We start from the raw sequence: 15852 nt of genomic DNA on the forward strand, positions 1-15852 counted from the left end.
GCCCCCGGCAAACCCCGTTGTCCCAGCAATCTTCTGGCGATCCACCAGCTATGTCCGGGCAGACAGCGGCCCGGGCACCCTCGCGAACGAGAGTGCCCGGGCCGGGGTTCGGGTCAGGCCGCGGAGGTCACTCGGTAGACGTCGTAGACGCCTTCGACATTGCGCACGACATTGAGCAGATGGCCCAGATGCTTCGGGTCGCCCATCTCGAAGGTGAACTTGCTGATCGCGACGCGGTCGCCGTGCGTGGCCACCGAGGCGGACAGGATGTTGACCTTCTCGTCGGCCAGCACCTTGGTGACGTCGGACAGCAGCCGGGTGCGGTCGAGCGCCTCGATCTGGATGGCGACCAGGAACACCGACGACGGCGACGGCGCCCACTCGACCTCGATGATCCGCTCCGACTGTTCCTGCAACGATCCGGCATTGGTGCAGTCGGTCCGGTGCACGCTCACCGCGCCGCCACGGGTCACGAAGCCCATGATCTCGTCGCCCGGCACCGGCGTGCAGCACTTGGCCAGCTTCGCCACCGTGCCCGGCGCACCGGGGATGAGCACGCCCGCGTCCCCGGTGACCCGCTGCCTGCTGGGCGTGGTCGACGGCGTCGACCGTTCGGCCAGCTCGTTCTCGACGTCACCGATGCCGCCGAGCTGGGCCATGAGCCGCTGCACCACGTGGTGCGCGGAGACCTGGTGCTCGCCGACGGCGGTGTAGAGCGCGGAGATGTCGGAGTAGTGCAGCTCGTGCGCGACCGCGGTCATCGCGTCCACGCTCATCAACCGCTGCAGCGGCAGCCCGACCCGGCGGACCTCCTTGGAGATCTGTTCCTTGCCGCTGTCGAGGGCCTCCTCGCGACGTTCCTTGGCAAACCATTGGCGAATCTTGGCCTTCGCGCGTGGCGAGACGACGAAGTTCTGCCAGTCCCGGCTCGGGCCCGCGTTCTGCGCCTTGGAGGTGAACACCTCCACGACCTCGCCGTTCTCGAGCTGCCGCTCCAGCGCGACGAGGCGGCCGTTGACCCTGGCGCCGATGCACTTGTGCCCGACCTCGGTGTGCACGGCGTAGGCGAAGTCGACCGGGGTCGACTTCTGCGGCAGGGTGATCACATCGCCCTTGGGCGTGAACACGAAGATCTCCGGCGACTTCAGGTCGAAGCGCAGCGATTCGAGGAACTCGGCGGGGTCGGCGGCCTCGCGCTGCCAGTCGAGCAGCTGGCGCATCCACGCCATGTCGTCGACCTCGGCGGCGTCACCGGAGTGCTTGCCCTTGGTCTCCTTGTACCGCCAGTGCGCCGCGATGCCGAACTCCGCGGTGCGGTGCATGTCCTGGGTCCGGATCTGCACCTCGAGCGGCTTGCCGTCGGGGCCGACCACGGTGGTGTGCAGCGACTGGTAGACGCCGTAGCGCGGCTGGGCGATGTAGTCCTTGAACCGGCCGGCCATCGGCTGCCACAGCGAATGCACGACGCCGACGGCGGCGTAGCAGTCCCGGACCTCGTCGCACAGGATGCGCATGCCGACCAGGTCGTGGATGTCGTCGAAGTCCTTACCCTTGACGATCATCTTCTGATAGATCGACCAGTAGTGCTTGGGTCTGCCCTCGACGACGGCGCTGATCCGCGAGGCGGCCAGCGTGTTGACGATCTCGGCCCGCACCTTCGCCAGGTAGGTGTCGCGCGAGGGCGCGCGGTCGGCGACCAGGCGCACGATCTCGTCGTACTTCTTGGGGTGCAGGATCGCGAAGGCGAGGTCCTCGAGCTCCCATTTGACGGTGGCCATGCCGAGGCGGTGCGCCAGCGGCGCGATCACCTCGAGGGTCTCCTTCGCCTTCTTGGCCTGCTTCTCCGGCGGCAGGAAGCGCATGGTGCGCATGTTGTGCAGCCGGTCGGCGACCTTGATCACCAGCACGCGCGGATCCCGCGCCATGGCGATGATCATCTTGCGGATGGTCTCGGCCTCGGCGGCCGCGCCCAGGTTGACCTTGTCGAGCTTGGTGACGCCGTCGACCAGGTGGGCGACCTCCTGCCCGAACTCCTCCTTGAGCTGTTCGAGCGAGTAGCCGGTGTCCTCGACGGTGTCGTGCAGCAGCGCCGCGACCAGCGTCGTGGTGTCCATGCCGAGTTCGGCGAGGATGTTGGCGACCGCCAGCGGGTGGGTGATGTAGGGGTCGCCGGACTTGCGGAACTGCTTGGCGTGCCGCTCGTCGGCGACATCGAAGGCGCGCTGCAGCAGCGCCAGATTGGCTTTCGGGTACAGCTCCCGGTGCACGGTGGCCAGCGGTTCCAGCACCGGTTTGACCGCCGCGATGCCGCGCTGACCGGTCATCCGGCGCGCGAGCCTGGCCCGCACGCGCCGCGAGGCAGAGCTGGGCACGGAGGCGGTGGGTGACTGTTTGGCCGGTTCGGGGGTCGCCGGGGCACCGTCGTTCCGCGGGGCGCCGGTGGAATCCTGCCCAACCTTCGCCTCGCCGAGTTGTCGAGTCATGCCACCGCCTCTCACGCTGCATTCGGACCTGTCGGCCGAGTGCTGCAACCGCCCGGACCACCAACTTTAGTCCCCACACCGACCTGGTGTTCGATTCCCTGCGGTCACAGGCGTGCGACGGTACCGACTCGGCCGGAAAACCGGCCGCGACCTGCGAATTCTTCAGCGTTCGTCGACCGGCGTCCGCGGGGTGCGCAGGCTGCGCCCGTCGAGCCGGCCCGGCGGTGCGCCGAGCAGGTCGAGGACGGTCGGGGTGATGTCGATCAGCGTGTACGCGCTGGTCGCGGCGCCGGGAGTGAAGTCGGCGCCGCGCGCGATGACGAAGTTGGCGGTCTCGTCCGGGGTCTGGCCGCCGTGCCCACCGGTCGGGCGGTGACCGTGGTCGGTGGTGACCAGGACGGTCCACTGCTCGCGCGGGTGGTCCGCGGCCCTGCGATCGACCGCGGCGACGATCTGCCCGACCAGTACGTCGACCCGGCGAATCGCCGCCAGATACGCGCGGGAGGCGCCGCCGTGCCGGTGCCCGGCCAGGTCGATCTGGTCGAGGTGGGTGACGAGCAGATCGGGCCCGGCGCGCTCGATCGCGCGCGCCACCTCGGTGGCGGTGCCGGCGTCGGTGGCCGATTCGTCGAGATCGCGCGGGTCGGGGGCGGTGGTGAGCGCGAGGTCGGCGCGCCGGTCGCCGCTGCGCGCGATGGTGGCGATCTGGTCCCAGGTGCCGATCGACACGGTGTGCCGGGCGGGGTCGGCCCGCTCGATCCGGGTGAACACGCTGGGGTGGGCCAGGAACGGGCTCGCGTCGAAACCGTTGTCGGTGATGCCGTGCTCGGTGTCCCACACCCCGGTCAGCGCGCTCGCCCACGACGGGCCGGAGACGGTGATGTGCCCGGCGATGCTGCCGCGCGAGAGCAGTCCCTGCGCGGCGAGGTGGCGCAGGCGTGGCGCCTGGACACGGTCGGCCTTGTCGAACAGCAGCCCATCGATCCCGATCACGACGACCTTCGCGACCGGCCCGCCGGGACGCGGGACGCCGAAGGCGGCGGCCACGTCGACGGCGGGGACGGGCTGGTCGAAGTCGGTGCCGGAGCCCGCGGCCGAGCACAGCAGCGGGATGGTCAGCAGGGCGGTGGCCAGCGCGACGAGCACGCGCGCCGGAGCCGACATCTCACGCATGCCCTCACGGTGCGGCAACGCGGGCGGTCCGGCGAGGGCGGCGCGGCCGTGTTCATCGACGTTTCACCGGCTCCGCGCGTCCCGGTCGCCCCGCTGAACGAGAAGCCAACAGCGCCTTGCCGCTTCGCCCAGGCCGACGCGGCGAGCACGGCGACGGTCGCGCGGATCTACGCCTCGGTGTGGCAGGCGGTGACGAAGAAGCGCAGCCGCGCGAGGTCTTCGGGGACCGCCGGATAGATGATCGCATTGACAGCCGCACCCCGCTGTGGCCTCCTTGGCGAGTGGGGAACTTCGCGCCGATCCGTCTCGCCGCCACCGCCGACCTGCATCTGCGACCCGCCGTCGCCGGCGTGATGGGCGGATCCGGTGGCTTCCCCGGCCACCCGGGAGATCCCGATTCCGGATCGGCCGAGCATCGGGCCAGGATGCGCCGCGGCCCGGTCGACGCCGCACGCCTGCGCGCGGCGCTCGAGGGCCTGGATTGCGCCACCCGGATCGCCCTCACCCACTTCTCCCCCGTCATCGACACGCTCGTCGGTGAGCCCACGTCCATCTATCCGGGACTGGGGTGTCATGCCACGGGCGAGGCGATCGACGCGGGCCGCGCCACCTTCGCGCTGCACGGCCATGCGCACGCGGGCAGCGAGTGCGGGCAGACCGTTGGCGGTATTCCCGTGCGCAATGTCTCCTACCCGGTGCTGCGCCGGACCTACGCGGTCTACGACCTGCCCGTCCCCGCGACCTAGCCCGACCGACGACACGTCACCCGGGGCATGCCGGTACGGGTCCTATCGCTCCGTGTCGCCGAAGGCCCATACGACCGCGGGCCGACCGGTGGCCTTCACCCGCCGCCGTTCGCCGGTGCGGTCCAGACCCGGGATCGCGGCCAGCGTGCGGTTGAGGTTGGCCGGGTCGGGGCGGGTGCCGTGCAGCGAGGTGCTGAGGTCGACCGCGCGGGTGGCGGGGAACTCCTCGCCCGCCAGCGCCCTGGTCAGCGCCTGGTCCTTCCACAGCAGGCCGGCGAGCAGACCACGACTGGTCTCGACGATCCGGTTGTGGTCGAAGGCCAGCGGCGGCACGGCGTCGAACTCGACCCACTCGGCAGGCCCCTCGTGCTCGGCGACGACCGCCCACATGGCGATCGACAGCGTCGGCCCGCGCGGATCTCGATGCGGTTCGTCGAAGGTGACCAGCTGACCGACCGCGCCGATCGCCTCGACCGGCACGCCGAGCTTGGTGTGCACCGCCCGCCGGGCGGCCTCGGCCAGCCGCTCACCCCGGCCCAGCAGTACGCCGGGCAGCGCGAGTTCGCCGGTGAACGGCTCGAACTCGCGAGCGGCGATCCCGATGCGCACCGCGCTGTCGGCCGCCCAGCACCGCAACGTGACAACATCGATCGATACGACGGATTGCTCCACGTCGTCCCATCCTGCCGCAAGCGCGCGCCCGATGGGAACCTCCGCTGCCGTCGCGTTCTCGATGCGTGAACCGCCGCCACGCCCGCTCCAGGCCCAGCCCGGCGCTTCGGGTCCGCTCACGCGGACCGTGCGGCAGTCGCGACGACGCGGTCCCCGATGGGCACCGAGCCCGCGCCGAGCACGGGTCGGCGCACGATGCGGTCCCGCCGATCCGGTCCGTGGCCGGTCAGCACCACCGGCACACCGAGACGGCGGGCGAGCCAGTCCGCCGGGTCGCCGACGACCGGTTCGAGGATCGGTGTCGCCGTCGACAGCCGGTCGGTGAGCCGTTGCTGGTGCTCGAGATCACGCCACCGGCCGGGGGCCAGCGCGGTGACCGGACCCGCCGTGGTGTCGTATGCCGCTGCGGCACACCGGCTTCCGGGCGCATCGAGGTGGTTGACCACCAACCCGTCGATCCCACCGCAGACCTCGACGGCGTATCGCAGCAGGATCGGATCGAGGTGCCCCTGCCGGAACGCGCCCTGATAGGGACCGGTGCCGTTGTGTGGCTCCGGGTTTCCCAGTGGTGCTTCGGTCGGCAGCGGGCCCGCGCCGTGCCGGGTCATATAGGTCCGGGTGACACCCAGCACGGTGGCGGTGCCGCCGATCCCGGCGATCATGGCGCGGGCGTGGCGCGGTTCCACCGTCGACCAGGTGGTGTGCGGGTGCAGTCCGCGCCATTCGTCGAGCAGCACACCCTGCGCGCCTTCGAACACGAGCCTGCCCCGCGCCGCCGCCCGTGCGAGCTCGCCGTCATCGGTCACGCGGACCGCCGCGGCGAAATCGCGGTACATCGCCACCAGCGCGTCGATCGATTCGTAGCCGTGCGCACTGGGCCCGATCAGCGCGTCGTAGTGCGCGGCCAGCCGGTCCAGTTTGTCGCGCAGGAGCGCGGGCGTCCGGCAGTCGGCGACCGTCGGAGCGTCGTGTTCCAGCGCGTACCAAGCGGTTTCACCGATGCCACGACCGCAGGAGCCGTGCCGCGAGGAACCCCTCGCGTCCTCGCGGGCACGGTTCGCCGCGATGTGGATCGGCGTGGTGAGCAGGGCCCGGCCGTCGACGGCGAGCAGCCCCAGCGGATCGCGCACCCCCAGCGCCGCGAGCCGCTCGGATTCGGCGGCGAGCGCGATCGGTTCCACGAGCATGTGCCGCGAGAGCACGGTCGGCACGCCGTGGAAGGTGCCCGCGCCGAACTGGGCGAAGGTGTGGTGGCGGCCGTCGGCAACGACATTGTGCGCGGCCTGCGCACCGCCGTTGAACCGCACGACCGCCGACACCCCGAGGCCCGCCGCCGGTGCGCACAGCCAGTCGACCGTCGCGCCCTTGCCCGCGTCACCGAAGCCCAGATCGACGACAACGAGGTGCTCCGCACCCGACATGGTTGTGCCCCGTCCTTTTCCGTGTGTCACTTGCCCGGCGGCAGCGCGCGGACTCCCCTGGGCGGCTTCGCGCCGAGGGCCCGGCTCACCGCGTCGGCCTCGTCGACCGATCCGACATCTCGCAGGTCGGCCAGGCCGGTGTCGACGTCGACCCGGTCCTCGCCCAGCCCGATGGTCAGCGCGATCAGTTCGCACACCGCGCCGGGATCGTCGAGCTTCAGGAAGTTCTGGCCGAGCAGGCCCAGCCAGTGATCGGCGATCTCCGGATCCCGGTAGTACGACGACTGATTCGGCAGGATGTAGTAGACGTGCCAGCGCTGCTCGAGTTCGCGATAGATCGATTCGACCGACACATCGCGCCGCACGTGATCGCCGATGACCGCTCTGATGTGCCGCGCGGCCAGGCGGGGCTTGTTCAGCTCGTCGCCGATGATGAACAGGTAACCCCGCTTCCCGCGCTTGTCCCACGCGTCGGTCGCGACGTGCTCGGCCAGGAAATAGGCCGCCAGCTCATAGCTTTCGGACTTCTGCCCACCACCGCCGCCTTCGAGCAGGATGGCCCGCAGCTGCTCGTCCATCCGGTTGTCGGATTCGAACTGCCCGATCTGCAACGGCACCCGATCGGTGTCGGCGTCCCCGATCGCCCCGAACAGGATCTGCGGATCCTGCGCGTACCCCTTGCTCTTCAGCAGCCCGTGCAACTTCCCGAGCTTGTCCTGCATGATCCGCGGCACCCGCCCCATCGACCCGGTGACGTCGAACAGCACCGCCACCGGCAGTGAATTCCCGTGCTCGGCCGAGTCCCGGCACTCCCGCACCCCGACGCCGAACGGATCGAGCAGCGGATGCGCACACCACGTGTCGTACGGCTGCTCCCGCATCTGCGCGGTGTAGCCGAAGTCGTCTTCTCCCGCCCGCGCCCGGAACGTCTTGCCCGCCCGGTACGCGGTGTCATCCCAATGCCCGTACCCCATCAGAACCACTCCCTCTCATTTTTCGTTGTTTTAGTCTATTCAACCAAAACAACGATCGTCAAGGGCCCAGGGAGATCCCGCGGCGCCACCGAACATCGAGTGTCACTCCGCCGGGACCGAGATGCCACGGATCCTGTTGGGCGAGACCAGGTTCGGTCCGCTCCGGAGGACCGGGGCGATGGTGCTCGACCTCGACCCCGACGGCAGCATCCGGCGGCTGCGTCCGCATCTGCGTCCGTGGCTCGCGATCACCGCGCTACTCGACCAGCCCCTCGGGCGTGAGTTCGAGGGTGCGGGTCACCCCGATGTCGTCGAGGAAGCGCGCGTCGTGGCTGACCACGATGAGCGCGCCCTCGAAACTCGCCAGCGCCTGGGTCAGATGCCCCAGGCTGGGCAGGTCGAGGTTGTTGGTCGGCTCGTCGAGCATCAGCAGTTTCGGCGCCGGTTCGGCGAGCAGCAGGGTCGCCAGCGCGGCCCGCAACCGTTCACCCCCCGACAGCGCCGAGGCCGCGATATCGGCATCGCCACCGCGGAACAGGAAGCGCGCCAACTGACCCCGGATCTGCTCGGCGCTCGCGTGTGGCGCGGCGTCGGCGACGTTGTCGAACACGCTGCGGGTCTCGTCGAACACGTCGAGCCGCTGGGGTAGCAGCCGCCACGGCACCTTCGGCCGCTCGTCGACGATCCGGCGCAGCAGCGTGGACTTGCCCGCACCGTTGCGCCCGGTCAGCGCGATCCGCTCCGGTCCGCTCACCCGCAGGTCGACCACCGGACCGTTGGCCAGCCGCGCCTGCTCCAGCGTGACGACGTCCTGGCCCGGATACAGCCGGGTACCGGGCAGGTCGATCCGGATCTCCCGGTCGGCGCGCACCAGTTCCGCGGCCTGGTCGAGGGTTTCGCGCGCGGAGTCGAGCTTCTCGAGGTGCGAGGTGCGCAGCTTGCCCGCCGACACCTCGGCGGCGTTCTTGCGCAGCCCCGCCACGATCTTCGGCACCCGCTTGTTGTCCTGCATCTTCTGCGCGAACCGCTGCCTGCGGTCCAGTTTGGTCCGCGCCTCGACCAGTTCGCGGGCCTGCTTGCGGACATCGCTGCGGGCGTCGCGCACCGCTGCGCGCGCCGCCTCCTGTTCCTGCTCGACGATCCGCTCGTACTCGCTGAAATTGCCGCCGAACGACCGGATCTCACCGGCTCGCAGCTCGGCGATGCCATCCATCCGGTCCAGCAGTTCCCGGTCGTGGCTGACCACCACGACCGTGCCGGGGAACTGCCGGATCACCTCGTAGAGGCGAGTGCGCGCGACCGCGTCGAGGTTGTTGGTCGGCTCGTCGAGCAGCAGCACGTCGGGCTCGCGTAGCAGTTCGGCGACCAGCCCGAGCAGCACCGTCTCACCGCCGGAGAGCGTGTCGAGGGTGCGGTCGAGGTCGTCGACGGAACCGGCGACATAGTCCAAGCCCAGCTTGCCGAGCAGCGCGATCGCCTCGTCCTCGATCTGCCAGTGCACCCCGACGGTGTCGAAGTCCTCGGGTTCGCCCTCGCCGCGTTCGATGCGGTGCAGCGCGGCCCGGACCTCGGCGATGCCGAGCACGGTCTCCACCCGCTGCCCGGTCTGCATGCCGAGGTCCTGGCGCAGGTAGCCGATCCGCCCCGGCACCGTGATCGAGCCACGATTCGGGCGCAGCGCACCGGTGATCAGCCGCAGCAGGGTGGATTTGCCCGCGCCGTTGCTACCGACCAGGCCGATCTGGCCGGGTCCGACGACGGCGTCGAGCCCGTCGAACACGACGGTGCCGTCCGGCCAGTGGAAGGAGAGATCGGAAATAGAAAGAGAGGTCATGCGGATCCCCTGTGAGGTGCGACGGATACACGGTGCGCAGAATGCGGACCGTCCGGGAGCGCTACCTCAAGAAATCAACGCATGACTCCGATCGCCGGGAACAAGACCATTCATTGATAACACTCCCCCGCGCCCGTGCGCCACCCCTTTTTCCGGCACCGTGAGCCCGATCACCCACCCCGCGAGACGACGCTAGCCTGGACGCCGGGGCGATTCCCAGCCATCGGAGGCTGGGCCCAGTGACCCGGAGGACCGCGATGACGGAGCCCAGACGAGTACGCGCCGCCGAGCCGGGAGATGTGCGTGCCGCCGCCGACGCGCTCGGCGCGGCGTTCCAGCACGACCCGGTGATGAGCTGGATCCTGCCCGACGAGCACAAGCGCGCCACCGGCCTGCCCCGGTTCTTCGCGACCATGGCCCGCCACATCTTCTTCCCCGCCGACGCCTCCGACCTCGCGGTCCGCCCCGACGGTTCCGTCGCGGGCGCCGCGCTCTGGACGCCGCCGGATCGGCAGCCCGCCGCGAGCGCCGAGCTGCGCGTCGTGCCCGGCCTGATCCACGCCTTCGGGCGCCGCGCCGGTGCGGGCAAAACGGTCGGCGACCTGCTCAAAAAGCACCATCCCTCGACCCCGCACTGGTACCTGGCGATGATCGGTACGCGCCCCGATGATCGCGGCGCCGGCTACGGCCACACCCTGCTGCGCTCCCGGCTCGACCGGATCGACGCCGAGGGCGCGGCCGCCTATCTCGAATCCAGCAACCCCGACAACGTCGGGTACTACGAACGCTTCGGATTCACCGTGACCGACGAGATCCGCATCCCCGGCGGCCCGCCGCTGTGGCTGATGTGGCGCGCGGCTACAGCGTGAGGATCGAGGTCACCGGGTAGGCACCCTGGTGCTCGCGGCCCTGCAGGAACTCGAGTTCCAGGACGACGGCCGCGGCGATCACCTCGGCGCCGACCTCATGGAACAGGGCGGCCGCGGCGGCGAGCGTGCCGCCGGTGGCGAGCACGTCGTCGAGCAGCAGGATGCGCTTGCCCGCGAGCTCGACCCCGTCGGCCGGGATTTCCAGTGCGGCGGAACCGTATTCGAGCTGGTACTCGCGCGACACCACCGGCGGCGGCAGCTTGCCGCCCTTGCGGATGGCGAGCACGCCGGTGCCGAGGGTGGCCGCGACGCCGGCGCCGAGCAGGAAGCCCCGCGCGTCCACCCCGGCGACGATGTCGGCGTCGGGGGCCACGGCAGCGAAGCAATCGATGACCGCGTGGAAGCCCTCGGCGTCGGCGAACACGGGGGTCAGATCGGCGAAACGCACACCCGGAGTGGGGAAGTCGTCGTGCCAGCGGGTCAACCGCGACACCGCGTCGGCGGCCTTGCTTGACCGCGCGCTCACCTGGTCGTCGGATTCGACCACCGCGTGCTTGCTCATCGACATCTCTCCCTCACGGTCACGCCCCGCGTGACTGCCACCACTGCTCATCGCTGCAACACCCAGCGATCCATGTTCCATCCGGTTCCGGCCTGGGTCGGCCCGGCGATCCCGTTCTGCATGCCGTTGCCGAAGGCAATCAGACGCGGCGTCGCGAACAACGGAATGCTCGGCAGCTGCGCCCACAGCAGGTTCTCGGCCTCGGTCAGCAGATTCAGCGTCACGGTCGAGTTCGTCTCGCCCGCAAGCTGATCGGTGATCGCATCGTAGCGACCGTTGGCGAAACCACCGACATCGAGGCCGCTACCGGCCCGCAACGCCGCGAACGCGGCCACGCCGGTGGTCGAGCCGGCCGGGCCGGGGACCGATGCGGTGCCGCCGAGCACCGCGTCGACCGCGCCCTCGGCCAGCCTGGTCGGCGTGAAATCCGGTGCGCCCGCGTCGACCACGGTGATCCCCGCCCCGCGGCAGGACTCGGCGATCATGGCGACCGTCTTCGCCCGGCGCGCGTCCGGGGCCTGGTAGCCGATCCGGACGGTCGGCTGCGCGGCGCGCGCCGAGGCCAAGGTCGCCGTCGCGGCCGGGATGTCGGCGCCCTGGTAGCGATCGGCCGCACCGATCACCGCCGGGTAGTACAGCGAATCCTGCTGCACGACATGGGCGTTCAACGGGCCGGCGCCGAGTCCGCTCTTCGGCGGTTCGCCCGTCCTGCCCAGCGTGTCGAACAGCGCCTGGCGCGGCACACACTGGGCGAACGCGCGGCGCACCTCGACGGGGCCGAACACCCCGCCGGTGGCGAGCACGAGCTGCTCGGCGCTGCGGCTGGCGACGGTCTGCTCGTCGAAGCCGTCGAGGGTCAGGTCGGCGACCGACCCGGCACCCAGATCGACCACACCGACCGCGTTCTCTTTCGCCTTGGCCGCATAGTCGGTGCCCTTGGGCCACACCACGATCCGGCTGGTCGACGGCGGACTGCCCCACCACTTCTCGTTCGCGACCAGGACCAAACCGTCCTTCGCGGTGAAGGATTCGATCCGGTACGGCCCCGAGGACGGGAACTTGGTCAGGTCGAGCGAACCCGCCTTCATGGTCCAGCCCACGTTCCAGAAGTCGGCGACGCGGCCGAGCACCGCGCCGTCACCGGTCTGCAGGGCGTTCACCAGGTTCGGCACGCCGACCGCCTGCGCCACCACGTGCGCGGGCATCAGCTCGGCGGCGGTGAACAGGGTTCGCCACGGCAGGTAGTGCCTGCCGGGGCGGAACACCACGGTCGCGTCCTTGGAGCCCGGCTGGCAGTCGACCCGCTCGATGTCGGCGTAGCCCGCGGTGCTCGCCGCGTCGAACAGCGGCACCGGGCCGCGGTCACCCGGCCGGGTGAACCGGCCCGAGCGCGCCGACCAGGCGAGCACCAGATCGTCGCAGGAGGTCTTCACCCCGTCGGAGTACACCCCGTCCGGGTTGAGCCGGTACTGCACGGTCTGCGTCTCGCCCGGCACCTCCTTCGCGGTACCCGCGTCGGTGTCGGCGACCTGCTGACCGTCCGGTCCGGTGTAGAAGAACCCGGTCAGCACCCGGCCGAACACCGCGGCCGCGCCACTGCTCGCCCCGAGCGTGCTGCCGCCGTTGTAGCTGGCGACCGCCGCGTCGACGGCGTACCCGATGGAGGGCACCTGGTTCTTGCTCGAACACCCCGCCACCAGGCCGGTGCTCACGGCCGCCGTGGCCAGCACGGTGATCAGCCGAATCGTGCCGCGTCGCATGATGAGACCCCCTGCTGTCGCCGTCAGTTCCTTCTCTTGTGCCGCTTCCCGCTGGGCCGGGCACCCGGCCGCGGCGCACCCGCGTCGCTCGGACGCGGACCACGCGGCACACCCGCGGCGGCGCCGACCGGCACCCGGGCACCGGCCGGGCCCGCGGCGCGCTTGGCCAGCACCTTCTTGGTGTGCGCGGCCACCGGGCCCCAGCGCTCCTTGATCGACACCAGCACCGGCACGGCGAGGAAGATCGAGGAGTAGGCGCCGACGATCATGCCGACCAGCTGCACCAGCGCGAGGTCCTTGAGCGTGCCGACACCGAGCAGCCAGACCGCGATCACCAGCATGCCGATGATCGGCAGGATGCCGATGATGGTGGTGCTGATCGAGCGCATCAGCGTCTGGTTGGCGGCGAGGTTCGCCTGCTCGGCATAGGTGCGCTTGTTCAGGTGCAGCACGCCACGGGTGTTCTCCTCGACCTTGTCGAAGACGACCACGTTGTCGTAGAGCACGTACCCCAGAATGGTGAGCAGACCGATCACCGCGGCCGGGGTCACCTCGAACCCGACCAGCGAATAGATGCCCGCCGTGACGATCAGGTTGAAGAACAGCGACACGATCGCCGCGATCGACATGTCCCGCTCGAAGCGGATCGCGATGTAGATCATCGTGAGCGCGACGAACACCCCCAGCGCGAGCAGCGCCTTGTTGGTGATCTGCCCGCCCCAGGTCTCGCTGATCTCGGCGATGCTGATCGCGTTGCGGCTGACCTGGCCGTCGGAATCCTTCGGCTGGAACGCGTCGAACAGCGCGCTCTGGACCTGCTCGGTCTGCGCCACGTCCAGCGTCTCCGAGCGCACCTGGATGGTGGCCGAGGATCCGGAGCCGACCTTCTGCACCGACACCGGGCCGTGGCCCAGGGTCTGCGCGTAGACGTCCTCCACCTGCTGGGTGGAGATGTCGGCGGCCGGGATCTGGATGCGCGAACCGCCGGCGAAGTCGATGCCGAGGGTGAAGCCGCGCACCCCGATGCTCAGCACCGAGATCAGCAGCAGGGCGGCCGCGATGCCGTAGAACAGCTTGCGGCGGCTGACGATCGGGAACCCGCCGGTACCGGTGTAGAGCCGTTCGAAGAACCCGTGCTTCGGGGCCTGCGACGCCTCGGCCTGGTCCAGGTACACCGACTCGTCGGTGGGATGGGCGTTGGTCATCGTGACATCTCCTTCGGCCTGGCCTGGCCCGCGGCGCGTTCCCTGGCGATCTGCTGCACCGAGCCGAGACCGTTCACCGACGGCTTCGCCCAGAACGGCGAGCGCGAGACGATCATCATCAGCGGCGCGGTAACCAGGTAGAGCACGATCACGTCGAGAACGGTGGTGATACCGAGGGTGAAGGCGAAGCCCTTCACCTGGCCGGCGGCGAGCAGGTACAGCACGACCGAGGCGATCAGGCTGACCGTCTTACCGGACAGGTTGGTGCGCTGCGCCCTGGCCCAGCCACGCGGCACGGCCGAGCGGAAACTACGGCCCTCGCGCATCTCGTCCTTGATCCGTTCGAAGAACACGACGAACGAGTCGGCGGTGAGACCGATACCGATGATCAGACCGGCGATACCGGCCAGGTCGAGGGTGAACCCGATCCAGCGCCCGAGCAGCACGATGATGCCGTAGACGGCGGCACCGGCCGCGATGAGCGAGAATCCGGCCAGCAGGCCGAGCATCCGGTAGACGAGCAGGCAGTACAGCAGCACCGCGATCAGGCCGATCGCCCCGGCGAGCAGACCCGCCTTCAGCGAGGACAGGCCCAGCGTCGCCGAGACCGTCTCCGCCTCCGAGGTCTGGAACGACAGCGGCAGCGAACCGTACTTGAGCGTGTTGGCCAGCTCCGCGGCGCTGTCGGCGGTGAAGCTGCCCGAGATCGAGGTGCGGCCGCCCAGCTGCGGGCCCTGCTGCACCTGCGGCGCGCTGACGACCTTCGAATCGAGCACGAACGCGACCCGCTTGTAGACGTACTCACCGGTCAGCGCGGACCAGGCGTCCGCACCCGAGGACTTGAACTCGAGGTTCACCTCGTGGCGGGCCTGCTGGGAGTTCAGGCCGGAGGTCGCGTCGGCGATCTCCTGGCCGTCGATGCGGCTCGGGCCGAGCAGGAACACCTCGGTGCCGTCCTGCGAGCAGGTGACCAGCGGCAGCGTCGGGTCGTCGTTGCCTGCCAGCGGGTCGGGCTTGGTGCAGTCCATGCTCGCCATGGCGATCTGCTGCACGGACTGGTCCGTGCTCTGCCGCAGCGCCTTGGCGTCGGCGATCTCCTTGGCCTGCTGCTGCTGGGTGGAGGTGCCACCGGGGGCCGGGGTCGGCGTCGGCGGTGCCTGCGCCGGGAACACCCGCGACTGCGGGGCCGGGGTGGTCGGCTCGCCCGCCGCGGGAGCGGTGGTCTCACCGGTCGCGGGGGCGGGCGTCTCACCGGGCGCGGGCGCGCTCGTTGTCGGCGTCCCGCCCTGGGTCGGCGGCACCTGCGGAGCGGCGCCACCGACCTGCGGCTGCGTCGCGGCCAGCACCGGCCGGATGTACAGCTTGGCGGTGGTGGCCAGCGCGCGGGCCTGCTGGCTGTCCTCACCGGGCACCGTGATGACGAGGTTGTCGCCGTCGATGACCACTTCGGAGCCGGAGACGCCGAGACCGTTGACGCGGTTCTCGATGATCTCCTGGGCCTTCTTCAGGCTGTCCTGACTGGGCCTGCTGCCGTCGGGGGTGCGCGCGGTCAGGGTGACGCGGGTACCGCCCTGCAGGTCGATGCCGAGCTTGGGCGTGGGGGAATGGTCACCGGTGAAGAACACCAGCGCGTAGATCACGGCCAGCAGCGCGGCGTAGACGCCGAGCAACCGGTACGGATGCGCCGATCCTTGGGAAGGTGGCACAGCAGGTCATCTCCTAGGCGGAAGTCGAGGTCGGAACGGGTGGGCACGACGATGCCCGCGCCGGTGCGGTCCGCGGCGCGGGGCACCGGCGACGAGGGAGTGCGATCAGTCCTTGGTCAGCCGGGTCTCGGTCTGCTCCGCGGACTCCTCGACGGCGGCGTCGGTCGCGGGGGTGGCCTCCTCGACCGCCTGCTCCTCGGCCCGCACCTCGCGGATCGCCTGACGCAGCCAGGTGGTGACGACGTCCTCGGCGATCTCCAGGTCGACGGTGGTGTCGTCGAGGTCGACGACGGTGCCGTACAGGCCCGACGTGGTGACGACCTGGTCACCGACCTTCAGACCCTCCTGCATCGACGAGACCTTTTCGGCCTCCCGCTTCTGTTTGCGGATACCGAAGAACATCGGCACGAGCAGGGCGAGGATCAGCAGCGGAAACAGGAAGTCCAT

The 15852-nt window shown here is 70.2% G+C and carries 14 protein-coding genes; 3 read left to right on the forward strand and 11 right to left on the reverse strand.

Features of this window, described 5'->3' with window-relative positions; translation table 11 throughout:
- Positions 1 to 113: 113 nt before the first annotated feature.
- Positions 114 to 2483, reverse strand: a complete 2370-nt coding sequence (locus NV348_RS02950) for a RelA/SpoT family protein (RefSeq protein WP_447145573.1) — start codon at positions 2481 to 2483, stop codon at positions 114 to 116.
- 162 nt (positions 2484 to 2645) lie between these two features.
- Positions 2646 to 3656: an alkaline phosphatase family protein gene (locus NV348_RS02955; protein WP_447145574.1), complete on the reverse strand. Its 1011-nt coding sequence runs from the start codon at positions 3654 to 3656 to the stop codon at positions 2646 to 2648.
- Positions 3657 to 3665: 9 nt separating this feature from the next.
- Here NV348_RS02955 and NV348_RS02960 point away from each other — a divergent pair, with 9 nt between their 5' ends.
- Both NV348_RS02960 and NV348_RS02965 read left to right on the forward strand, forming a co-directional pair.
- Entirely contained in the window at positions 3666 to 3893 is a 228-nt protein-coding gene (locus NV348_RS02960) for a hypothetical protein (protein ID WP_447145575.1), read from the forward strand.
- 44 nt (positions 3894 to 3937) lie between these two features.
- A complete protein-coding gene (locus NV348_RS02965; protein ID WP_447145576.1) occupies positions 3938 to 4402 on the forward strand; it encodes a metallophosphoesterase family protein in 465 nt (154 codons plus the stop codon).
- A 42-nt stretch (positions 4403 to 4444) separates the two neighbouring features.
- Here NV348_RS02965 and NV348_RS02970 read toward each other — a convergent pair whose 3' ends face one another.
- The 4 genes from NV348_RS02970 to NV348_RS02985 form a co-directional block, all read right to left on the reverse strand.
- The gene (locus NV348_RS02970) at positions 4445 to 5074 is read right to left on the reverse strand and encodes an NUDIX domain-containing protein (protein ID WP_447145577.1); all 630 of its coding nucleotides are present in this window, start codon (positions 5072 to 5074) and stop codon (positions 4445 to 4447) included.
- Positions 5075 to 5190: 116 nt separating this feature from the next.
- Positions 5191 to 6495, reverse strand: coding sequence for an adenylosuccinate synthetase (locus NV348_RS02975; protein ID WP_447145578.1), 1305 nt, complete (start codon positions 6493 to 6495; stop codon positions 5191 to 5193).
- Between the two features lie 26 nt (positions 6496 to 6521).
- Positions 6522 to 7469 carry a hypothetical protein gene (locus tag NV348_RS02980; protein WP_447145579.1) on the reverse strand — a complete coding sequence of 316 codons (948 nt, stop codon included), beginning with the start codon at positions 7467 to 7469 and terminating at the stop codon, positions 6522 to 6524.
- Between the two features lie 256 nt (positions 7470 to 7725).
- Positions 7726 to 9303: an ABC-F family ATP-binding cassette domain-containing protein gene (locus NV348_RS02985; RefSeq protein WP_447145580.1), complete on the reverse strand. Its 1578-nt coding sequence runs from the start codon at positions 9301 to 9303 to the stop codon at positions 7726 to 7728.
- A 257-nt stretch (positions 9304 to 9560) separates the two neighbouring features.
- Here NV348_RS02985 and NV348_RS02990 point away from each other — a divergent pair, with 257 nt between their 5' ends.
- On the forward strand, positions 9561 to 10172 hold the full coding sequence (locus NV348_RS02990; RefSeq protein ID WP_447145581.1) for a GNAT family N-acetyltransferase: 612 nt from the start codon (positions 9561 to 9563) through the stop codon (positions 10170 to 10172).
- Here the strand turns inward: NV348_RS02990 and NV348_RS02995 are convergent.
- The 5 genes from NV348_RS02995 to yajC all read right to left on the reverse strand — a co-directional run bounded on the left by NV348_RS02995 (position 10162) and on the right by yajC (position 15852).
- On the reverse strand, positions 10162 to 10734 hold the full coding sequence (locus NV348_RS02995) for an adenine phosphoribosyltransferase (RefSeq protein WP_447145582.1): 573 nt from the start codon (positions 10732 to 10734) through the stop codon (positions 10162 to 10164). The two genes, NV348_RS02990 and NV348_RS02995, sit on opposite strands and share 11 nt — an antisense overlap.
- Positions 10735 to 10781: 47 nt before the next feature.
- A complete protein-coding gene (locus NV348_RS03000) occupies positions 10782 to 12494 on the reverse strand; it encodes an ABC transporter substrate-binding protein (protein WP_447145583.1) in 1713 nt (570 codons plus the stop codon).
- 23 nt (positions 12495 to 12517) lie between these two features.
- A complete protein-coding gene (gene secF / locus NV348_RS03005; protein ID WP_447145584.1) occupies positions 12518 to 13699 on the reverse strand; it encodes a protein translocase subunit SecF in 1182 nt (393 codons plus the stop codon).
- Positions 13696 to 15405, reverse strand: coding sequence for a protein translocase subunit SecD (gene secD / locus NV348_RS03010; protein ID WP_447145585.1), 1710 nt, complete (start codon positions 15403 to 15405; stop codon positions 13696 to 13698). The genes secF and secD overlap by 4 nt, the downstream gene beginning before the upstream one ends.
- A gap of 105 nt (positions 15406 to 15510) precedes the next feature.
- Positions 15511 to 15852: a preprotein translocase subunit YajC gene (yajC, locus tag NV348_RS03015; protein ID WP_447145586.1), complete on the reverse strand. Its 342-nt coding sequence runs from the start codon at positions 15850 to 15852 to the stop codon at positions 15511 to 15513.

It is taken from the genome of Nocardia fodinahabitans, from assembly GCF_052983615.1.

What these genes read in the sequence shown, in the direction of transcription:
- NV348_RS02955 (WP_447145574.1), bottom strand. Translation starts at nt 3,656, where the DNA reads ATGCGTGAGATGTCGGCTCCGGCGCGCGTGCTCGTCGCGCTGGCCACC.
- NV348_RS02985 (WP_447145580.1), bottom strand. Translation starts at nt 9,303, where the DNA reads ATGACCTCTCTTTCTATTTCCGATCTCTCCTTCCACTGGCCGGACGGC.
- NV348_RS03000 (WP_447145583.1), bottom strand. Translation starts at nt 12,494, where the DNA reads ATGCGACGCGGCACGATTCGGCTGATCACCGTGCTGGCCACGGCGGCC.
- secF (WP_447145584.1), bottom strand. Translation starts at nt 13,699, where the DNA reads ATGACCAACGCCCATCCCACCGACGAGTCGGTGTACCTGGACCAGGCC.
- NV348_RS02995 (WP_447145582.1), bottom strand. Translation starts at nt 10,734, where the DNA reads ATGAGCAAGCACGCGGTGGTCGAATCCGACGACCAGGTGAGCGCGCGG.
- NV348_RS02990 (WP_447145581.1), top strand. Translation starts at nt 9,561, where the DNA reads ATGACGGAGCCCAGACGAGTACGCGCCGCCGAGCCGGGAGATGTGCGT.
- NV348_RS02980 (WP_447145579.1), bottom strand. Translation starts at nt 7,469, where the DNA reads ATGGGGTACGGGCATTGGGATGACACCGCGTACCGGGCGGGCAAGACG.
- NV348_RS02950 (WP_447145573.1), bottom strand. Translation starts at nt 2,483, where the DNA reads ATGACTCGACAACTCGGCGAGGCGAAGGTTGGGCAGGATTCCACCGGC.
- yajC (WP_447145586.1), bottom strand. Translation starts at nt 15,852, where the DNA reads ATGGACTTCCTGTTTCCGCTGCTGATCCTCGCCCTGCTCGTGCCGATG.
- NV348_RS02975 (WP_447145578.1), bottom strand. Translation starts at nt 6,495, where the DNA reads ATGTCGGGTGCGGAGCACCTCGTTGTCGTCGATCTGGGCTTCGGTGAC.